18 protein-coding genes are annotated in these 20773 nt (G+C 53.5%); 14 read left to right on the top strand and 4 right to left on the bottom strand.

Annotation, left to right across the window (positions count from 1 at the left end; all coding sequences use genetic code 11):
- Positions 1–21: 21 nt before the first annotated feature.
- The 3 genes from M2108_RS21160 (at position 22) to M2108_RS21150 (ending at position 4846) form a co-directional block, all read left to right on the top strand.
- Complete coding sequence (locus M2108_RS21160) at positions 22–1185, top strand: glucose-1-phosphate adenylyltransferase (protein ID WP_277471219.1); 1164 nt, start codon at positions 22–24, stop codon at positions 1183–1185.
- 21 nt (positions 1186–1206) lie between these two features.
- A complete protein-coding gene (gene glgD, locus M2108_RS21155; RefSeq protein WP_277471218.1) occupies positions 1207–2310 on the top strand; it encodes a glucose-1-phosphate adenylyltransferase subunit GlgD in 1104 nt (367 codons plus the stop codon).
- A 106-nt stretch (positions 2311–2416) separates the two neighbouring features.
- Positions 2417–4846, top strand: a complete 2430-nt coding sequence (locus M2108_RS21150; protein WP_277471217.1) for a glycogen/starch/alpha-glucan phosphorylase — start codon at positions 2417–2419, stop codon at positions 4844–4846.
- Between the two features lie 83 nt (positions 4847–4929).
- Here the strand turns inward: M2108_RS21150 and M2108_RS21145 are convergent, their stop codons facing one another.
- Positions 4930–5409 (bottom strand): GAF domain-containing protein, encoded by a 480-nt coding sequence (locus M2108_RS21145; RefSeq protein WP_277471216.1) that lies wholly within the window; start codon positions 5407–5409, stop codon positions 4930–4932.
- A 208-nt stretch (positions 5410–5617) separates the two neighbouring features.
- Between M2108_RS21145 and M2108_RS21140 the strand changes: the two genes are divergently transcribed.
- The 3 genes from M2108_RS21140 (at position 5618) to M2108_RS21130 (ending at position 8256) form a co-directional block, all read left to right on the top strand.
- Positions 5618–5920, top strand: a complete 303-nt coding sequence (locus M2108_RS21140) for a hypothetical protein (RefSeq protein WP_277471214.1) — start codon at positions 5618–5620, stop codon at positions 5918–5920.
- Positions 5921–6140: 220 nt separating this feature from the next.
- Positions 6141–6707, top strand: coding sequence for a GNAT family N-acetyltransferase (locus M2108_RS21135; RefSeq protein WP_277471213.1), 567 nt, complete (start codon positions 6141–6143; stop codon positions 6705–6707).
- A 37-nt stretch (positions 6708–6744) separates the two neighbouring features.
- Positions 6745–8256: an MDR family MFS transporter gene (locus tag M2108_RS21130; RefSeq protein ID WP_277471212.1), complete on the top strand. Its 1512-nt coding sequence runs from the start codon at positions 6745–6747 to the stop codon at positions 8254–8256.
- Between the two features lie 430 nt (positions 8257–8686).
- Here M2108_RS21130 and M2108_RS21125 read toward each other — a convergent pair whose 3' ends face one another.
- On the bottom strand, positions 8687–9154 hold the full coding sequence (locus tag M2108_RS21125; RefSeq protein WP_039869523.1) for a MarR family winged helix-turn-helix transcriptional regulator: 468 nt from the start codon (positions 9152–9154) through the stop codon (positions 8687–8689).
- A 358-nt stretch (positions 9155–9512) separates the two neighbouring features.
- Here M2108_RS21125 and M2108_RS21120 point away from each other — a divergent pair, with 358 nt between their 5' ends.
- The 3 genes from M2108_RS21120 to M2108_RS21110 all read left to right on the top strand — a co-directional run bounded on the left by M2108_RS21120 (position 9513) and on the right by M2108_RS21110 (position 12922).
- Positions 9513–10826: an MFS transporter gene (locus tag M2108_RS21120; RefSeq protein ID WP_277471210.1), complete on the top strand. Its 1314-nt coding sequence runs from the start codon at positions 9513–9515 to the stop codon at positions 10824–10826.
- Positions 10827–10898: 72 nt separating this feature from the next.
- Positions 10899–11630, top strand: coding sequence for an ABC transporter ATP-binding protein (locus M2108_RS21115; RefSeq protein ID WP_277471209.1), 732 nt, complete (start codon positions 10899–10901; stop codon positions 11628–11630).
- Positions 11609–12922 (top strand): ABC transporter permease, encoded by a 1314-nt coding sequence (locus M2108_RS21110; RefSeq protein ID WP_277506320.1) that lies wholly within the window; start codon positions 11609–11611, stop codon positions 12920–12922. Before M2108_RS21115 ends, M2108_RS21110 begins: the two co-directional genes overlap by 22 nt.
- Before the next feature lie 82 nt (positions 12923–13004).
- Here the strand turns inward: M2108_RS21110 and M2108_RS21105 are convergent, their stop codons facing one another.
- Positions 13005–14267 carry a BaiN/RdsA family NAD(P)/FAD-dependent oxidoreductase gene (locus M2108_RS21105; RefSeq protein WP_277471207.1) on the bottom strand — a complete coding sequence of 421 codons (1263 nt, stop codon included), beginning with the start codon at positions 14265–14267 and terminating at the stop codon, positions 13005–13007.
- Positions 14268–14454: 187 nt separating this feature from the next.
- On the opposite strand from M2108_RS21105, the gene M2108_RS21100 reads away from it, so the two are divergent.
- From M2108_RS21100 to nadE, 3 genes are all read left to right on the top strand, one after another.
- A complete protein-coding gene (locus M2108_RS21100) occupies positions 14455–16128 on the top strand; it encodes an ATP-binding protein (RefSeq protein WP_280777170.1) in 1674 nt (557 codons plus the stop codon).
- A gap of 120 nt (positions 16129–16248) precedes the next feature.
- On the top strand, positions 16249–16683 hold the full coding sequence (locus tag M2108_RS21095) for a BrxA/BrxB family bacilliredoxin (RefSeq protein WP_277471205.1): 435 nt from the start codon (positions 16249–16251) through the stop codon (positions 16681–16683).
- Between the two features lie 98 nt (positions 16684–16781).
- Positions 16782–17591, top strand: a complete 810-nt coding sequence (gene nadE, locus M2108_RS21090) for an ammonia-dependent NAD(+) synthetase (protein ID WP_277471204.1) — start codon at positions 16782–16784, stop codon at positions 17589–17591.
- A gap of 97 nt (positions 17592–17688) precedes the next feature.
- Here the strand turns inward: nadE and M2108_RS21085 are convergent, their stop codons facing one another.
- The gene (locus tag M2108_RS21085; RefSeq protein ID WP_277471203.1) at positions 17689–18519 is read right to left on the bottom strand and encodes an alpha/beta hydrolase family protein; all 831 of its coding nucleotides are present in this window, start codon (positions 18517–18519) and stop codon (positions 17689–17691) included.
- Positions 18520–18692: 173 nt separating this feature from the next.
- On the opposite strand from M2108_RS21085, the gene acpS reads away from it, so the two are divergent.
- Positions 18693–19085 (top strand): holo-ACP synthase, encoded by a 393-nt coding sequence (gene acpS, locus M2108_RS21080; RefSeq protein ID WP_277471202.1) that lies wholly within the window; start codon positions 18693–18695, stop codon positions 19083–19085.
- Positions 19086–19151: 66 nt separating this feature from the next.
- Positions 19152–20360, top strand: coding sequence for an A/G-specific adenine glycosylase (mutY, locus tag M2108_RS21075; RefSeq protein WP_277471201.1), 1209 nt, complete (start codon positions 19152–19154; stop codon positions 20358–20360).
- Positions 20361–20773 lie beyond the last annotated feature (413 nt).

Here is a 20773-nt window from a genome sequence, read left to right as displayed (position 1 = left end):
ATATGTCAAGGAGGCTCTTCCATGAAGAAAAAAGAAATGGTAGCTATGCTATTGGCGGGAGGCCAAGGGAAAAGGCTGAAGGGCTTGACCAAATCGCTCGCCAAGCCCGCTGTGTATTTTGGAGGAACCTACCGGATTATTGATTTTCCGCTGAGTAACTGCTCGAATTCAGGAATCGATACGGTTGGCGTGCTGACGCAATATGAGCCGCTGGTCCTGCATTCATACATTGGAGTTGGCGGTGACTGGGATTTGAACCGTAAGGACGGCGGTGTATTCGTATTGCCGCCGCATGAACGGGAGAACGGAAGCAGCTGGTACCGGGGTACGGCTGATGCCATTTACCGTAATCTGAAGTTTGTAGACCAGTTCGATCCGGAGCATGTGCTTATTCTGTCCGGCGACCATATCTACAAAATGGATTACAACGCCATGCTGCAGTATCACAAATCAAGAAATGCGGACTGCACAATCTCCGTCATTGATGTTTCTCTGGAGGAGGCGAGCCGTTTCGGCATCCTCAATACCGATGAAGACCTAAAAATATACGAATTTGAAGAAAAGCCTGCTAAGCCTAAGAGCACACTGGCATCGATGGGGGTATATATTTTTAAATGGGAGGTTCTGCGCAAGCATCTGCTGGAGGATGGCGAGAAGCCGGATTCCTCTCATGATTTCGGGAAGGACATTATTCCGCTGATGCTGGCAGACGGCAATTCCCTGTATGCTTATCCTTTTGAAGGCTACTGGAGAGACGTCGGTACGGTAACCAGCCTCTGGGAAGCCAACATGGATCTCTTGAGCGACCATCCGCCGCTGAATCTGAATGATCCGAACTGGCGGATTTTTACCCGCAACCCGAACCAGCCGGCACAATATGTGGCTCCGGAAGCCAAAGTATCGAGCTGCATCATTAACGAGGGCTGCATTGTGCACGGGGAAGTGAAGCATTCGGTGCTGTTCTACGGCGTGGAAGTGGGCGAAGGCAGCGTTATTACCGACTCGGTCATTATGCCCAAGGTGAAGATCGGCAAGAACGTAAGAATTCATAAAGCAATCATAAGCGAAAATACAGTGATCGAAGATTATATGGAGATCGGCAATGACCGGGAGAATGAGGATGAGATTCTGCTGATCGACAATCGTAGCAAAAAACGCAAATCAGTTGCAGCCAAAACCATATAATTTTAGAGGACGGTGACCGCGATGAAAGAGCTTATGGGCGTAATTAATCTTGATCATGAACTGGACAAATTGAACGAATTAACCTATTTCCGCTGCGGTGCGGCCGTGCCTTTTGCCAGCCGTTACCGGCTGATCGATTTCGTATTGTCCAATATGATGAGGGCGGAGCTTGAGAGTGTAGGGCTGTTCGTCCGCCGCAAATACCGTTCGCTGATGGACCATCTCGGTGACGGCAAGTCCTGGGATATGAACCGTAAGCATGGCGGGCTGTTCATTCTGCCTCCGGACTGGAACGATCCGACCGATACTTCAATCGGTGATCTGCAGCACTATCATAACAATCTGGACTTTTTCAAAAGAGCTTCCGCCAAGTACATTGTGTTCTCGGGCAGTCAGCATATTAATACTGTTGATCTGCAGGATGCCTTCCAGTACCATCTGGAAAAGGGTGCCGATGTTACGCTTGTCTACAAAGCGATCGACCAGCTTCAGCCTGAGCATGACCCGTGCCTGCGGCTTGAATTAAATGAGGACAATCTCGTTACCGAGATTCACCAGGAGAAGCATCACCCCAATGTATACCTGGATATCTTCATCATGGAAAAGAAACTGTTCCTGGAGCAGGTGGAGTACTGCATTGCGCATGGAGAGAGCTTTTTCTTCCGTGATGTGATCCAGAAGAACCGGGCCAATTTCAAAATTGCCGGCTATGAATACAAAGGCTATCATGCTGTAATCAATTCACTGGAGAGCTATTACAAGAATAGTCTTGAGCTTCTCAAACAGGAGAATTACCTGGGTCTGTTCAAAGAAAATCCGGTGCAGACCAAGATCAAATATGAAGCGCCCACCCGTTATCTGGACAGCGCGAACGTAACCAATTCCCTGGTGGCCAATGGCTGCATCATCGGCGGAACCGTTGAGAACAGCGTGATTTTCCGGGGCGTGCAGATCCGTGAAGGGGCCAGAATCGTCAATTCTGTCATTATGCAGAAATGTGTGATTGAAGCGAATGCGGTAATTGAGAATGTTATTATGGATAAAGACGTACATCTCAGCAAGGACAGGATACTCGTCGGGGATAGCAAACGTCCGTTTGTCATCGCCAAGAGCAGCAAAATTTAACCCCAGGATCAGCCGGGCTGTGTGCTACAGCAGCCCGGCTGGTCCTGACTTTCCATAGAGGCCATGTATCTCATACAAATACACAACCGACTGGAGGAACCTGCTGTTGTTTAACGACAAAGAAAGCTTCAAGAAAGTATTCCGTGAGACATTGATCAGTAAACTCGGCAAGCCGCTGGAAGAAGCATCGAATGGTGACGTGTACAAGATTCTCGGTAATATGATCCGTGAGAATGCAGGGATGAATTGGGCAGAGACCAATCAGAAATACAAGGTTAGCCAGCAGAAGCAGGTCTATTACTTCTCAATGGAATTTTTAATCGGCCGCCTGCTGGGCAACAATCTGCTCAATATGGGTGTTCTGGAGGTAGTGCGGGACGGCCTTGAAGAGCTGGGCTTCAATCTGCGTGATGTGGAGGAGGAAGAGGCGGATGCAGGACTTGGCAACGGCGGTCTGGGCCGGCTGGCAGCCTGCTTCCTTGATTCACTTGCTTCCCTGCAGTATGCAGGCCATGGCTGCGGCATCCGTTATAAATACGGTTTGTTTGAGCAAAAGATTGTTGACGGCTATCAGGTAGAACTGCCGGACTACTGGCTGCAGAACGATAATGTATGGGAAGTGCGCCGGGAGGACAAACAAGTGGAGGTCCGCTTCTGGGGCCGGGTTGAGACCCGGGAAGAGAACGGTAAGCTGGTCTTTGAGCATAAGGATTATGAAGCGGTTCGCGCAGTGCCTTACGATGTGCCGGTGATCGGCGCCGACCGCAAGCATGTCAACACGCTGCGCAACTGGAGTGCCGAATCGATTACTCCGGCTTCCCGGATGTCAGGCTCGCTAACCGGTTCGGATTACCACAAGTTCCTGGAGTACAAACGCTCTGTGGAATCCATTTCGGAGTTCCTGTACCCGGATGATTCGCAGTATGAGGGCAAGCTGCTCCGGCTTAAGCAGCAGTACTTCCTGTGCAGTGCGGGAGTGCAGAGTATTATGCGCACCTTCAGCAAGACCGGTGCGCCGATTGAAGCACTGCCGGACAAAGTAGCGCTGCATATCAATGATACGCATCCGACGCTGCTGATTCCCGAACTGATGCGCATTCTGATGGATGTGCACGGCCTGGGCTGGGATAAGGCCTGGGAGATGACAACCCGGATGGTCTCGTATACGAATCATACCATTCTCAGTGAAGCCCTTGAGAAATGGCCGATGAATATGGTCAAGGAGCTGCTGCCGCGGATTTTCCTGATTATTGAGGAGATTAATGCCCGGTTCTGCGGTGAGCTGATGAGCAAATATCCGGGCGATCAGAACCGGATTAACCAGATGGCAATTATCCATGATGATCAGGTGCGTATGGCGAACCTTGCGATTGTAGCCAGCCACAGTGTTAACGGGGTAGCCGCACTTCATACTGAAATATTGCAGAAGCGTGAAATGCGCTTGTTCAATGAGATGTATCCGCACCGGTTCAATAACAAAACGAATGGCATTACACACCGCCGCTGGCTGATGCACGCCAATCCTGAGCTGACCCGTCTGATCAATGATTCAATCGGTACACGCTGGATTCATCAGCCGCAGGAGATGATCGGCCTGATTAAATATAGTGAGGATGCCTCCTTCCAGGAGCAGGTAGCGGCCATCAAACGGCGCAATAAGCTGCGGCTGGCTGAGTATATCACGAAGAAGCACGGGGTTCAGGTTGACCCGGATTCGATCTTTGACGTGCAGGTCAAGCGGCTGCATGCCTATAAGCGCCAGCTGCTGAATATTCTGCATATCATGCACCTGTATAACCAGCTTAAAGATAACCCGTCCATGGATATGGTGCCGCGCACCTTCATTTTCGGGGCCAAGGCAGCGCCGAGCTATCACCTGGCCAAACGGATTATTAAGCTGATCAATACGGTAGCTGATGTAGTGAACAAAGATCCCGACATTAAGGGCAAGATCCGTATTTTCTTCCTTGAGAATTATTCGGTCTCCCTGGCGGAGAAGATTATCCCCGCTGCTGATGTAAGTGAGCAGATTTCTACGGCCAGTAAGGAAGCTTCAGGTACCGGGAACATGAAGTTTATGATGAACGGAGCGCTGACCATCGGAACGATGGACGGGGCGAACGTGGAGATGCATGAAATGGTCGGTGACAACAACATGTTCCTGTTCGGGCTGCGGGCGGAGCAGGTTATGGATTATTACCAGTTCGGCGGATACCGCTCCCGCGACATCTATTACGGCGACGGGCGTGTGAAGGAAGTGCTGGATCAGCTGGTTACGCCTGGACCTATCTGCTGTAATACCCAGGAATTTGATACGTTGTATCAGTCGCTGCTTGATAATAATGATGAGTTCTTCGTCCTTAAAGATTTCGCAAGCTATGTAGAGACTCATGTCAAAATCGATCTCGCTTACCGCAACCAGCGGGAATGGCTGAAGAAGTCGATTGTCAACATCGGCCACTCCGGCAAGTTCTCCAGCGATAATACCATCAGCCGCTATGCGGCGGAAATCTGGAAGATTAATCCGGTCGGTTAAAAATAAGCGGAGCTGTCAGCAAAGAGGCCGCCGCAGATCCAGGTAATTCCTGGTCTGCGGCGGCCTTATGTGTGCCGGAGTGTCTACAGCACGGCAGCAATCATGGCTGCGAATCGCTCCAGAAAACGCCGTTCTTCGTCATCGAAGCGGTGCTTGAGCGGGCTGTCAATATCGAGTACGCCAAGGAGCTGGTCGCCCTTGATGAGCGGAACCACGATCTCGCTGTTCGATGCGGCATCGCAGGCGATATGTCCGGGGAAGGCATGGACATCATCCACCACAAGCGTCCGGCGCTCTGCAGCGGAGGTCCCGCAGACCCCGCGGCCCAGCGGAATACGGATGCATGCGGGCAGACCCTGGAACGGCCCGAGAACAAGCTCTTTGCCGTCGAATAGATAAAATCCGGTCCAGTTGGTATCCGGCATAGAGAATTTGAGCAGCGCCGAGGCATTAGCCAGATTGGCGATTGCACTCGGTTCGCCGTCGATCAATGCAGCAAGCTGTGAAAGCACGGACTCGAACCGTTCGCTGCGTGTCCCGTCATAGGGCATTGCCTGAAACATGAAGCATCACCTTCCTGTACCTTAAATCAGTAATGAAATATAACTGTAATTAACAACATAGTACAGCCGGACTCGGCTCGTCAAGCATTACCGTAAATTTGCATAAATCACAATAGGAACCTTAACTGGAGTCATAACGGTGTTTCCGCTTCCGCTTGCCAGGGTAATGCTTAATATATCATAGGCTCTTGGCCGGAAGGAGTGGAATATGCGCGCCGATGTACAGAATTTGTTCATAGGAATCCATATGCTTTATATTGCACATGAGAGGGATTTAACATTGTCGGATATGCTGCCTGAGCTTGAAAACCTGGGATACCGGGTTGCGGAACGAGAAGTGAAGCAGGAGCTGGAACGGCTCACCCAGGAGAATTTCCTGACTGCCCATGGCGATGCGTTCAGTTTAACCGGTACTGGAATAGAGGAGTTCAAACATATTCAGGAGAAGCTGCGGGTGTTATGCTCTGAGGTGCTTACTCCGGCTCAGGCAGCGGCAAAGGCTTCGGGCTGATTCCGGCTTCAGGCGAGCACAGCCGCGGTGTTTATGCGACAGGCTGCAGCTTTTAATCAAGCAATGAACTGCGTCAGTATCAGGGCGGCCTTCCGCCCGGTGCGGCGCTTTTTGTCATGTGCAGGCGCTCTGGAATGATCAGGCCGGCAGATTTGCTATTTCCTTCAGGAAATTCTTACATATGGTGTATACTTAATGAATTGGAAAGGGGACGGATAAGGTGTACATATGCGGCGGGGTAACCCCGGAGCTGCACGGAGCAAGAATAGAGCTGAAGGCAATAGCTGTTTCTCATGCACCTGCGCTATATGAGATATGGACCCATCCGGCTGTCGGTCCCTGGCTGAATGCCCCGCCGCTGGAATCAGCCCATGATGCTGGGCAGCTGATTGAGCTGCTGCTGCAAATGTCGCTGGAGGAAGAGAGCCTGCGCTGGAGTATTGCCCTGCCGGACGGGAAGATTATCGGCAGCTGCGGCTATAACCAGTGGCAGCTGGCTGGAGCATACCGGGGTGAGATCGGCTGTGAGCTGTCACCTGTTTATTGGGGGCAAGGATACATGAGGGAGGCGCTGGGGCTTATGCTGGATTTCGGCTTCGGCACAATGGGGCTGAACCGGATCGAAGCTTTATGCCATCCCGGCAATACCCGGGCGATGGGATTGTTCCGGGCGATGGGCTTTTCACAGGAAGGGCTGCTGCGTCAATACCGGCATACCGGTGCCGGCTTTCAGGACGCTGCGCTACTTGCGCTGCTGCGCAGTGACAGACAGAAAAGCAGCTCTTGAAGCTGCCTGATATAACACGGAGAGGATCGGGATTTCATTGAGTACACCAGGAGCAACAGAGCGCAAGCTTATCTTAACCGGGGTTCTGCTGGCCACCTTTTTGGCAGCCATTGAAGGAACAGTTACGGGGCCGGCCGGGCCGGCAATCGTCGGCGATTTTCAGGGCATCCAATGGCTGAGCTGGATCTTTACCGCCTACCTGCTGACCATGGCGGTGACAACGCCGATCTTCGGCAAGCTGAGTGACCTGATTGGCCGCAAGCCGGTATTTATGGGGGGAGCGGTTGTCTTTCTGCTCGGCTCCCTGCTGTGCGGCATTTCGCAGAGCATGGGGCAGCTGATTCTGTTCCGGGCCATTCAGGGCATCGGGGCAGGTGCGCTTATTCCGATGACCTTTACGATTATCGGCGATATTTACAGCATTAAGGAGCGGGCCAAGACGCAAGGGCTGCTGAGCTCAGTCTGGGGAATTTCCTCACTTGTGGGTCCGCTGCTCGGCGGCTATGTGGTGGATTACCTGAGCTGGCGCTGGGTATTTGTGTTTAACCTGCCCTTTGGCCTGCTGTCGATCCTGTTTATTGCCCGTTACCTGAAGGAAGAAAAGGTAAAACGCGCAGCGAAGAAGATTGATATAGCCGGAGTTCTGCTGTTCGCCGCAGGGGTAAGTGCGCTGCTGTTCGGCCTTACCGCCGGCGGGCAGAATCTGGCCTGGACTTCACCGCTGCTGCTTGGCCTGCTGGGGACGGCGGTTATTCTGCTGGTTATATTCCTGTTCGTGGAGCGGCGGGCGCCGGAGCCGATGCTTCCGTTGTCGTTGTTCTCCATCCGTAATATTGCGGTGTCGACCGGAGCCAACCTCCTGGTCAGCACCTTGATTATTGGACTGTCCACTTATGTGCCGCTGTGGGTGCAGGGTGTATTCGGCGAAAGTGCAGCTCTTTCCGGTCTGCTGCTGGCTCCGATGTCTGTGGGCTGGACGCTGGGCTCCATAGCCGGAGGCCGGATGATTCTGCGCGCCGGCTCCCGCTATACAGGCATGCTGGGACTCTCCCTGATCGCCGCAGGGGCAGTAGGACTTACATTTATGACTGCAGACTCCTCGCAGCTGCTGCTTCTGATTCTGATGATGTTCTGCGGTGTAGGCTTCGGTTATGCGTCTACCGTATTCACGATTATCGCCCAGTCATCCGTCGGGCATGACCAGCGGGGCGCTTCGACGGCGCTTAATACCTTCACCCGATCACTCGGCCAGACGGTCGGGGTGGCGGTATTCGGGTCCTGGCTGAATCTGAGCATCGACAGGCTGCTTGCAGACCAGCCCGGTGCGGCGGTTAGCGGAGCGGATATTAACAGCCTGCTGAACCCGCATGGCGGCAGCACACTGACCGGCGATACCTGGAACAGCCTGCGTGGAGCGCTGGAAGGCGGCCTGCATTCCCTGTTCATAATGATGGCTGTACTGGCTGTTCTGTCACTGGTTATTTCCTCAGGGCTGCGCCAGGGAGTACCTTCGCTGAATGAGGAGAAGACGAAGCTGAAGGAAGCGTAATATTAATGCTATACAAACTAAATGGATTTTCTACATCTATTTTTCAAGTATGGGTAAGTTGTAGAGAAATAGGTGGAAAAACCCTACTTAATTTCTCTAAATTCGCCTCAAAAGGGTGAGTTGCCCCGATATAAGTGACGTTTTTCCAATTAGTTATCGTAAATGCTGATAAACGAGGGAATTAAGTGGCGAAAATCCACCTAAATTAATTGAGCTTATGTGCAATCAGGAAATCCGTAGATGAAAGTGGCGGAAGCCTACACCTTCCTTCTCTGTACTCACGGCCCTTTGTCTATTTCCATTAAAAACGAAACGGCTGCACTGTCCATCAGGACGCTGCAGCCGTTTCTGTGTATTGATGGTTCTGTGAGAGGCAGTTAAAGTGCAGACAGAGATCGTGAATCAATTCACTATCTTTGTTTTGCCTGTATTATTTGCGGGGTAGTGGCGAGAGCTTCTCGGCCTGCAGGCCCATCTTCTTGAGCAGGACGATCATCTGCTCCTTCTCTTCATCGTTCAATCCGCTGAAAGCCAGGTGTAGGCGTTCCGAATATTTCGGATACATTTCGCTCATCAGCTGTTCGCCTTCGGCTGTCAATTCAGCAAAGATCACACGGCGGTCATTGGCACAAGGCTTGCGCTGAAGATAGCCGCGTTCTTCAAGCTTATCAATGACGTAAGTGACGTTGCCGCTCTGCAGCAGCAGCTTGGCTCCGATCTGCTGAATCGGCTGAGGACCTTTGTAGTACAGGACCTCCATGACAGCAAAGGCTGTAGGATTAAATCCTTCAATCTTGCTTCCGGTAACGGCATGCTCGTTAATACTCTTGAAAGACTTGGCAAAAACCCGGTACAAATGAAGTGTTAACTGAGTATCGCGTTCATAGGACTGTATCATGCTTCTCCACCCTCTATCGTTATCGTTAGTCGTACAGGTCGCCCCGTACGTTAGGAATCATGGACACGGCTGCACCTTAAATGTGCAGTTGAATTTGAGATATCCTTACAATACGGCAAACAATGGCTTCAAGAACATGTGATTTGTCACAATGAGCACACTTTTAATTATTAAAAATCAAACAATTTTTTGACGGTGACTCTGTTTTGGGCAAAAGAGTGTCAAATTTGCGATCCGCCCCAGGCAGGGGAGGGGTTTCCGCCCCGGGAACCACCGATATTTACAGCCGGGGATTGATGAGGGACGCACCTGATTCCCGTACGATTAATTCAAATAGATAACTGCGGGAGGACAAATAATGAAGGAACTAAACAACACCGGTTTGCCGGATGAAAAGCTGACCGCCAACCGGCCGTTTATGCTGCTGATTGCTGCACAGCTAATTTCCAATATAGGGGACTGGCTGCATTTTCTTGCCCTGCTGACCATGGTCGGGCTGAAGTGGCAGGCCAGTCCTTGGGAGATTACGGCAATTTCTTTGTGTATGGCTGTACCGATGCTACTCGGGGGAGCACTGGGCGGGTATCTGAGCGATACCTTTGACCGCAAGGTTATCATGATCGGCTCGGACCTGGTCCGTGCGGGAATTGTGGCCTGTCTAGTATTTGCCGGCTCCTTATGGCAGGTTTATCTGCTGCTCATAGCCAAAGGCATGATGGATGTCCTGTTTTCTCCGGCGAAAAGCGGCAAGCTCAAGGAGCTTGTCCCCTCTGCCCAGATGGACCGGGCGGTTGCTCTAAGCTCATCCATTGAGCAGATCACCAAAATTATTGGTCCGGCATTCGGTGGTTTTCTCGTCGCGGCATTCGGAATTTCTGCCTGCTATCTGCTGGATTCGGCCACCTATCTGCTCTCTGCCGCCATTCTGCTGGCAGTGCCGCGGGCAGGGAAATACAAGACAGCCCGCGGGGCAGAAGTCGCCCAGAAATTTCCGGGCCGCGCATCCTTTCTCAGCGAAGCAGGTGCAGGACTCCGGCTGATTACCAGAATGCCTGCTGCACTGGGCGGGCTTGTCATGCTGGTAACAGTACTGCTGGTGCTGCAGATGGCCGATTCCCAGACGATAACGCTGTTCCGGGACATTCCCGGCATCAGCGGCGACATGCTGGGCTGGTGCCTGGCGGCCAGCGGTCTCGGTACATTGCTGCCAGCACTTGCCGCAAGCCGTACCGGCAGGCGTCCGCTGATCTTTATGAGTGCCGGGGCCATCCTTATGGGTTCTGTATTTGCCGCCGCTGCACTGGTAACAGCCCACGGGGAGGCAGGAGTATGGATGAATATTATACTGTTCGGCTCATTTGCGGCGGCGGGAGCAGGGGCCGGGCTTGTGTTTATCCCATTCTATGCGATGCTGCAGCGGCAGACACCTGAAGCCTACACAGGGCGGGTATTCGGTACGGTGAACAGCCTGACCAGCGCTGCAGCCATTCTCGGACCTGTAGCAGGCGGTGCGCTTGTGACAGCATCCGGAGCAGTTCCCGCCTTTATCTTGTCCGGTGTACTGTCAGCCCTCCTGGGCCTTGCCATGCTGCTGCTGAGCGGGCGGATCGAGGCCAGGGACAGGACGGCCGGAACGGAGCCGCAAGTAATGTTTGAAGTCTCTCAGCCATAGTCCGTATAATGGTAAAAAGCCCGGTTAACAGCCGGGACAAAGTGTATTCAACATTAGGAGATGGAAAGCGGAATGGAAGAGACAGAAGAGTTGGGGGAAGAGCGGGAAATTGTTCTGGATGTCGATATTGAAGAGGCCGGCTATGAGGCGGGGGACAAACGGATTTCCGACATCTCCTTTCAGGTCCGGCGCGGAGAACTGCTGGGTCTGATCGGCCCGAATGGCGCCGGCAAAAGTACGACGATCAAGACGCTGCTCGGCCTGCTCAAGCATGCCAAAGCTAAAGTGACGATTGGCGGAGCGAATAAATCGTATGCTTATGTGCCGGAACAGCCGGTATTTTATGAGGATCTGACACTCTGGGAGCATCTGGATCTGGCCGCTGCCGCATACGGCCTGCCGTATGACCAGTTTGAGCCGGCAGCAGAGAAGCTGCTGGTGCAGTTCGGGATGAGCCATGTGCGCGATGATCTCCCGGCAGGCTTCTCCAAGGGCATGAAGCAGAAAATGATGCTGATGCTAGGCTTTCTCGTTCAACCTGACGTATACATCGTGGATGAGCCGTTTATCGGGCTGGACCCACGTGCGACCAAGGATTTCCTGCGCCTGCTGGAAGCTGAGCGGAAGCGCGGGGCAGGCGTGCTCATGTCAACCCATGTCCTCGACACGGCGGAGAAAATCTGTGACAGCTTCGTGCTGATCTCCGGCGGCGAAATAGCAGCAACAGGCACGCTGGAGGAAATCCGCGATATTGCCGATCTGCCGGAGGGGTCGTTGTTTGATTGCTTCGACGAATTGACATGAGGGGGCGGAAACTTACGGCTGCAGATAGCAGTCCCCGTTCAGCAGGGAGAGGCTATGCATTCCCTACCGGGCCGCGCCTGTTCAAGCGGAGGCTGTTCTCGCATTGGCGCGAGCAATCGGCCATCATCCGGACGGCTGCGGACTGGACGGTGCTGCTCTATATTGTAATTCCCGGCGGCCTGCTGGGCGGCCGGTTCTACTACGGCTTCTGGTCGGGCGAGGTTCCGGCCTGGACTACGGCCCTGCCCTTTGTTACGCTGCTGCTGCTGCTTGCAGTCCTGTTGCTGACCGGCGGGATGGTACTGCTGCTGCAGGAAGGCGATCTGCTGTTTCTCAGACAGCGGCAGAACTGGATAAGAAGCATCCTGCTTCGCGGTATATTCTACAGCCTGACTATGACCACGCTCAAAATAGCCGCTGCCTACGCTATTCTTCTGCCCTTTATCATCCGCGGTTACGGGCTTAGTCCGGCAGCGGCCGGAGCGCTGCTGCTGCTGACGGTCACTGCCGGCTGGAGCATCAAGCTGCTGGGGCATATCGTCAGGGTACAGCGTCAGGGCTTCCGCCGCTGGCTGCGGCTGCTTCCTGCTGTTACAGTGCCCGCCGGCCTGTATGTATGGCTGGCACTGCTCTGGCAGAACAGCCCCTGGCTGCTTTTTGCAGCCGCCGCTGTATACGCGGCAGTAACCGTCTGGGCTCTGCGCTGCCGCCTCCGGCTGCAGGGGACCTTCCTCAGCGATGTGCGCGAGGATTACAAGCAGCGGATGCGAATAGCGGGTCTGCTGCTGCGCGGCGTGCTGGATAAGCCGCGTCCCACCCGGTACAAGCCGTGGATCTTCCGCAGATCGCAGCCGCTGCTGTCCTCCAGGCAGCCGGAGAGCCGCTTTACTGCTGCCGGAATCAAGGCGCTGGTGCGCAATCCGGCTCACCTGAAGCTGTATTTATCGTTTTCGGGCGTATCAATGAGTGCGCTCCTTATTGCTCCGGCCTTCCTGAAATGGATCCTGCTTATTGTGCTGGCTTTATTAATGTGCTACTGGCTGAGCTCCTTCTGGCTGCTCTTCGCCGGAGATGATTATATCGGCATCCTGCCGTTTACGAAAGCACAGAAGGCCGCGGCCGGCTCCAAGGCTATGCTGATTCTTGCTGTTCCGTATACTGTACTGTGCTCGGCGGTGGTCTGTATTCCGCTCTACGGCTGGTGGGGGCTGCTGCTGTTTGCCCCGCTGGGCTTTGGTATCGGAACATTCATCGCCCGGATTTACAGCACAATCCGTCTGACGGAGCATTAAGCCGCTCTGAAACCCAAAAAAGCGTTGCCCGCGCATAGGCCGCAGGCAACGCTTTTTGGCACTTCCGAAGAAAAAACTGCTCCTATCCAAGCCGATCTGCCGCATGATCCCCCGCCATATACCCTGTGGAAAAAGCGGCCGTAATATTATAACCTCCGGTATAGCCGTGAATATCGAGGATCTCACCGCAGAAATACAGGCCCTCCATCAGCTTGGACTGCATCGTTTTGGGATCAATCTCCTTGAGGTTAATGCCTCCGCCAGTAACAAAAGCCTCCTCAATCGACAGCGTGCCGTACACCCTGATTGGAAAACGCTTGACCAGCTGGGCAAGCTGCTGCCAGTCCTGCTTGGGAATATTGTCATAAGTAAGATTATCCGGCAGACCTGCCCTCTGCAGCAGGATCGGGATGATCCGCTCAGGCAGATAGCCCTTCAGCACATTTTTGACCGACTTTTTCGGTTCCTGGGCGGCCAGCTTCAGCGTTTCGTTATACACATCTTCTTTACTTTTTTCAGGCAAAAAATCAATCGAGACCTCAATGTTTCCGCCGCCGTACTGCTTCAGAGCCTTGACGACAAACTGGCTGCAGCGCAGGGCAATCGGCCCGGAAATGCCGAAATGGGTAAACAGCATATCCCCCTGGTGCTCAATTAGCTTTTTGCCCTTGGGATTCCATACGGACAGGGATACCTCTCTCAGAGAGAGGCCCTGAAGCTCCTTACTCTGGATAAAAGGTTCATTGGAGGTAAGCGGAACCTCGGTCGGGAAAAGCTCCGTGATCGTATGCCCCGCCTGTTCAGCCCAGGCATAGCCGTCTCCTGTTGAGCCGGTCTGGGGGACGGATTTGCCGCCGGATGCGACAATGACACTGCGGGCCTCTATAACCTCGCCGCTCTGCAGCCGGACGCCTTCAACCCGTCCTTCCTTGTAGAGAAGCTCACGCACCGGTGCGTGCAGCCGGATCTGCACCCCCTGTCCCCGCACCTGATTGACCAGGGTGTCCACAACGGTTTTTGCTTTATCGCTTACCGGAAACATCCGCCCGTTATCCTCTTCCTTCAGCCGGATGCCCAGATTCTCGAAAAAGGCGATAATGTCTTTATTGTTGAACTGGGAAAAAGCGCTGTAAAGAAACCGGCCGTTCCCCGGAATATACTTGATCAGCTCATCAATCTCTTTATTGTTGGTGACATTGCAGCGGCCGCCGCCGGAGATGCCCAGCTTGCGCCCCAGCTTGTCCCCTTTTTCCAGCAAAAGCACTTTTCCGCCCTTGCTGCTTGCGGCAATACCTGCCATCAGCCCGGCGGAGCCCCCGCCGATAATGATTACATCGTATCTCATTTGTTTAACTCCCAAACTGTTTGTTTGCTTTCATTTTACCATGTCAGCCGATTCAATGCAGCGCCCGGATCTGTGCGGGATTTCCGTTGTCAGAACTGCCTTGGCTATGCTTTAATCTTAATTGGAAAGGGTATTTTGTCTAACTCAGGGAGTGATTACAATTATTGAGGAAATTAAGGATATTCTATTGCAGATATCGGCAGCCGGTTCCTTTTTATTTGTGTTTCAATGGTGGCTGGACCAGGGTCAGATGACCCGCAGGAACAGGCGTCTCCCTGATGATTTGTCCTTTCTGGTTATCGGCTGTGCGCTCAGCATTGTCATCTGTACGATCTTTTCCTCTTCACTGGCCGGAGGAGTCTATCTTAATCTGGCGGTTCTGCCGGCTTTTATCGGTATCCTGTATGCACCTTTCCGTTCCGGGCTGAGCCTGGCTGCATTCTTTCTGCTGAGTACCGCCCTGTTCTCTGAGCCGCCGGGTCTGAGCGCCATCATCATTAATTCAGGGGCTTTGCTGTATCCGCTGCTCTTTGGATTGGCGCGTCCTTTCAAACAGGCTAAATGTTTAGAAAAGGTAATATTACTGTGGGCTGCATTGTTCCCGAGCATGTTTTTCGTTGTCATGGTGCCCCATATGGAGAAAATCCGTGAGGCACAGACACTCACCTCTGATGTAATACTGATTACAGCCTACCTGTTTGTTGCCGTGGTGACAGGCGGTCTGCTGATCTTATGCATTGAAACCGCCTGGGATAAGGTTCTGGTAAAAGAGAAGATGGAGGGCCTTTCGGAACGGTTTATGTGGGAATCCAAAAAACTGGAGCAGGTCACAGATATTGTCCAGCTTAATATTATGTCGATGAATGAACTCGGCTATATTACTGAGCTCAATGAATTCATGCTGAAGCTGATCCGCAGGCACTATCCAGATTATACAAGAGAGTTGATTCTTTCCCGGCAGGCGGCGCTGCTGTTCTCAGACAGTGTGGACAATCAGACCTATATGCAGCTGAAGGCCGTTTTTTTTAACAAACAGCGCTCCAATGCCAAAATAAAATGCGGAGACTACATTTATCAGATATACACGGCTCCGGTTCAGCAAGGTTCCGGTTTTCCGGACGGCGTGGTGATGATTGTACAGGATGTGACGGAGGAAGAGAAAATCCGCACGGAGCTGGATCATGCCGAACGGCTGACGCTGGTAGGCCAGATGGCGGCCGGCATCACTCATGAGATCCGTAATCCCATGGCCGTAGTGCGCGGGTTCCTGCAGCTGATGCGGGAGAAAAGTCCGGGGGAGCTTGATTCCTATTATCAGATCGTAATGGATGAGCTGGACCGTGCCAACGGAATCATCAATGATTTTCTGTCGCTGGCTCAAAGCAGGGTTTCCGATAAAGAGCTGGTTCAGCTTCATCATATAATAGAAGAGCTGTCTCCGCTGCTCTGGGCGGACGCGAATCTGCGCGGCCAGAGTGTTGAGCTGAGCACAGCCCCCACACTGCCGCTCCTCAGGCTGAATGTCCGGGAAATCAAGCAGTTGATCCTGAATCTGGCCCGTAACGGAATGGAAGCCATGGATGCCAAGGGAGTGCTGACTCTGGAGACCCGGGTGAACACTGGCAATATTGAACTGGTGATCAGGGATACCGGCAGCGGGATTGAACAAGATAAGCTTGCGAATTTGTTTACTCCCTTTTTTACGACGAAGAATCAGGGGACAGGCCTCGGTTTGCCGCTGTGCCTGAGCATTGTTGAGCGTCATAACGGCACCATCAGGGTGGATTCTGCGGCGGGAGAGGGTACAGCAATTACAGTAACCCTCCCCTTTGAAGCGGCAGAAGAAAACCTTGCGGGATAAGGGGGACGTCCGGCCCGCATTCCTTGCTTTCACAGGGTATGTATGTATAATAAAGTTAGTGATTGCTGCGATAATGCAGCCTAACCTTACATTCAAGAGGCAAAGGAGAGTGCAGAAGAAATGTCCATGTCATTTAATCAATATATGCGGGATTCGATTCAGCCTATGCGTGATGACCTGACCAGTATCGGGTTCCAGGAATTGTTGACTCCGGAAGAGGTGGAAGCCGCTCTTCCAGCTGCAAAAGGAACAGCGCTTGTTGTTGTGAACTCAGTCTGCGGCTGTGCAGCCGGCCAATGCCGTCCAGGCGTAGCCCAGGCTCTGCAGAATGAGATTCTGCCGGATCACCTGTTTACGGTGTTCGCGGGCCAGGAGAAGGAAGCAACCGCCAAAGCGCGTGAATACTTCGCTCCGTATCCGCCTTCTTCACCTTCCATCGCGCTGATGAAGGATGGGGAGCTCGTTCATTTTATTGAGCGCCATAGTGTTGAGGACCGTTCGGCAAGCGAAATTGCTGCTGAATTGAAAGAGGTTTTCGACCGTTATTGCCAGTAAATTAAGGGTAATAAATCAGAGGAATCTCGCGGCGGCCGGAAGCCCGGCTCTGCGGGATTTTTTTTCAAATAAGGAGATGCAGAAACGGAGGAATGGTTATGAGCCTGCAAGAAGAGATTATTGCTGCCCTTGGTGTCAAGCCGGCCATTGATGTGGAAGCAGAGGTACAGAAACGTGTCGATTTCCTGAAATCTTATGTGCGTCAGGCCGGTGCCCAGGGGCTGCTGATTGCGATCAGCGGGGGGGTCGACAGCGCAGTAGCTGCGGGATTGTGCAAACGGGCGACGGACGAGCTGACCGCCGAGGAAGGCAAGGAATATATGACGCTTGGCGTTTTCCAGCCTTACGGTGAGCAGGAGGATATTGAGCACAGCTATGCGGTGGCTGAGGCGTTTGGGCTAACCCGCAAAGTTGAAACCAATATTGAAGAAGCAGTTAATGAGATTGCGCTCGAAGTGGAGCACAGCCTCAAGGCGCTGGGGCAGCACCGCCATATTACGCATCAGGGCAAGGGTAACGTGAAGGCTAGAACCCGGATGGTGATGCAGTATGCGCTCGCTTTTGAGAATAATCTGCTGGTAGTGGGTACGGATCATGCTTCCGAGGCAATTACCGGCTTCTATACCAAGTGGGGCGACGGTGCGGTTGACATTACGCCGCTGAGTACGCTTAATAAGCGTCAGGTACGCCAGCTTGCGGTCTATCTGGGAGTGCCGGCCGAGGTTGTGACCAAAGCACCGACAGCGGGCCTGTGGCCGGGTCAAACGGATGAAACCGAGCTCGGTATTACTTACGATGAGAACAGCGACTATCTGGAGGGTAAGCCGGTCAGTCCGGAGGCAGCGGAGAAGCTTGAACGCTACTATAAGCGAACCGCTCATAAACGTAATGTCATACCGGGGATTTAACAAGGGCAGGCGCTAAAGCTCCTGCCCCAAGATTCATAAGTCAAAAATAACCGCCGGAGTCAGCCTGTACCGCTTTCCGGCGGTTTTGCTGTGCAGGTCAGAGAAGGCTTCTGTTCTCCAGAATGTGCCCGATAAAAGCTTCCGAAGCTGCAATCGCCTGCTCCAATTGCGGTGTTGCTCCGGCAAAGGGATGAACGGTACAGAAGGTATGGTCGCCTCCGGCAATCTGCACCCAGCTGATATCCGGACGGAGCCTGGTTAATTGCTCGGATCCCTGCCGCAGCCTTGCGCTGTCATCGGTTCCCTGGATCAGGACGACCGGGAAAGAGGCCGATTTCATCCGCTCAAGAATATTGTAACGCTCAGCCTGGCGCTCCAGATCTTCAAGAATCACAGCATCCTGCGGCATTTGCTGGCCGGTGCGGCCGTTAAGAACATGGCTGCGGCCTAATGTTCTCATTTCCTGCTTCTGCTCCCCGGTGAACAGATCAAGGTCGGTGATCCCGTTCCAGGAGATGACTCCGGCAACCTCATCCGGATGGTCCAACGCGTAGAGCAGACTGTCGCCGGCTCCCCGGCTGTGTCCCAGCAGAAACAGGGGCAGAGCTCCGAATTTATGGTGCTGGCTGAGATAGGAGAGCAGGAGCTCCATATCTTTGATCTCCCGGTTATAGGTGTTGCGGGCAAACTTCTCAAGCTCGGTAAAATGCTGCAAATCCTCACCGATCCCGGCATGGGAAAAGTTGAAGGAGATCACTTCATGTTCATGGCTGAGTGCGGCTGCGGTGTAGGGGAACATGCCCCAATCCTTGAATCCTTTGTAGCCGTGTGCGATGACTATCAGGCTCTTGGCCTTACTGCGGGCAGGGAAATGGGAGCAGCGCAGGACTGCGTCCTCTCCGGCAGGCAACTCGAAATTACGGTTCATCGGGCGAATCCCCTCTCTTTTATCAGAGATAATATGACAGAATCTAAAAGCCGGACTATAATCATTTCAGAATACCCGGAATGTATATGAAGATAATACCATTATTAAAGCGGTTAAAGAAAGATGGCAGATGAATGTGTTTAAAGGCGCAAGCTTATAAGGAGTGTGAAATTGTGATTTATGGAATCGGCCATGATGTGCTGGAGATCGGCCGCATGAGGCGAATACTGGCCAAGGAATCCGGCCCCAAATTTATCCGGCGCATCCTTACACCGGCCGAGCTGCAGCTGGCAGACGGGCGGACAGGCAGGCTGGCTGAATTCGTCTCCGGCCGGTTTGCTGCCAAAGAGGCGGTGGTGAAAGCGCTGGGCTGCGGAATCGGCAGCGAAGTGGGCTTTCAGGATATAGAGATACTGCCGGATGGCTTCGGCAAGCCGTCCGTGACGCTCTCAGAGGCTGCCTGGTCCAGGCTGGACCTTAACGGGGCAGTGTATATTCTCCATCTGACCATCACCCACAGCCAGGAATTGGCTTCGACCTTTGTGGTTGTGGAGCGCAGGGACTAAGGCTTAATGGAAAAGTTAAGGACAGCCTTTTTATATAAATAGAATTTATAGGCAAGGAGATAAAGAATGACAACGCATGAACAGCAGGAGCAGGAGGTAAAACGGTTTTTCAGCACAAATCTGCTGGAATGGTATAAGGTTCAGAAGCGTGATCTGCCATGGCGTCGCCACCGTAATCCGTATTATATCTGGATTTCGGAGATCATGCTGCAGCAGACGAGGGTGGATACGGTCATCCCCTATTTCAACCGGTTCATCGAACGGTTTCCTACGGTAGAGTCGCTGGCGGATGCGCCTGAGGAAGAGGTGCTGAAATGCTGGGAAGGCCTCGGCTACTACTCGCGGGCCCGGAATCTGCAGCACGCGGCCCGGCAGGTCAAGGAGCTGTACGGCGGAGAGGTCCCGAATGACCGGGATGCCGTATTCGGACTAAAGGGAGTCGGGCCGTACACAGCCGGGGCGATTCTAAGCATCGCCTTCAACCGGCCTGAGCCGGCGGTGGACGGCAATGTCATGCGGGTGTTGTCCCGTTATTTCCTGCTGGAGGATGACATTGCCAAGATTCCGACCCGGGTAAAGATGGAGCGCCTGGCGGCTGAGCTGATCCCGGAGGGAGAGGCGTCGCACTTCAATCAGGCGCTGATGGAGCTGGGCGCGCTGGTCTGCACGCCGAAATCACCGCGCTGCCTCATCTGCCCGGTGATGGAGCACTGCGCGGCGCGCCTGGCGGGCTGCGAGACTTCGCTGCCCGTCAAGACCAAGGCCAAGCCGCCGCGCCCGGAAGAGCGGCTGGCGGCCCTGGTCACCGGCAGCGGCGAGCACGCCGGCCGGGTGCTGATCTGGCAGCGGCCACAGAGCGGGCTGTTAGCCCGCATGTGGGAGCTGCCGCACTGGCCCGCGCCGCCTGCTGAGGGCGGCGGCCCCGGGGCGCTGCCGGAGGCGGCAGCGCTGGACCGGCTGCGCCGGTCCCTGCGTCAGGCCGGGATTCTCGCCCGGCCTGAAGGGCACTGGACGGCTGCGGAGCACACGTTCAGCCACATTGTTTGGACCCTGCAGGTGTACATCTGCAGGGAGGAGGACGCCCTGGCGCTGCCGCTGGCGGCAGAAGCGCGGGCGTCCTATGCGGCGGAGCCGTTCGCGGATGGAGACCATCCGGAGGACGCCGGCGCCGTGCGCTGGATCCGCCGTGAGGACATGGCGGACTACGCGTTTCCGAACGTTTTTCTCAAGCTGCTCAATAGCTACTTCGATGAAGTCGAGAAAGAGCTGCCGTAGGTGCAGCGGCAATGCGGGTTGTACAGGCCATGCGAAGATGCCGCTAATAAGGCTGTGAAGTAACGTTAGCTGCAGTTGGAAGTGTAACGAATGCTGTTCGACTGTAAATATAACCGTAAAGTGTAGCTGCAAGTACGCATAATTGCAGCAGCAGATGTAGATGAGATGTAGATTAGTTTGCCTGTAAGTAACCCTGGCTCCAAATTAACCATCACGCACCAATGTAACTTTAAAATGCGGCTGTAACTGCAACACCAATGTACCTGTGTGCAATTGTAATGATACCCGCAACTGTAGCGGATAAGAGTCACGACAGGAAGGGGGCTGTCCCATAAGTAGATATTCTACTGGTAGTGACAGGCTCATTCTCTTCTCAAAAGTCTAAAATTTAAACAGAGCAGCGATTCTCCTGT

The organism is Paenibacillus sp. PastM-3 (genome assembly GCF_029893965.1).
In the GTDB taxonomy this organism is placed as follows: Bacteria; Bacillota; Bacilli; order Paenibacillales; family Paenibacillaceae; genus Paenibacillus_AQ.
The sequence above is the reverse complement of the archived record's forward strand: the minus strand, read 5'-3'. Positions and strand labels throughout refer to the sequence as shown.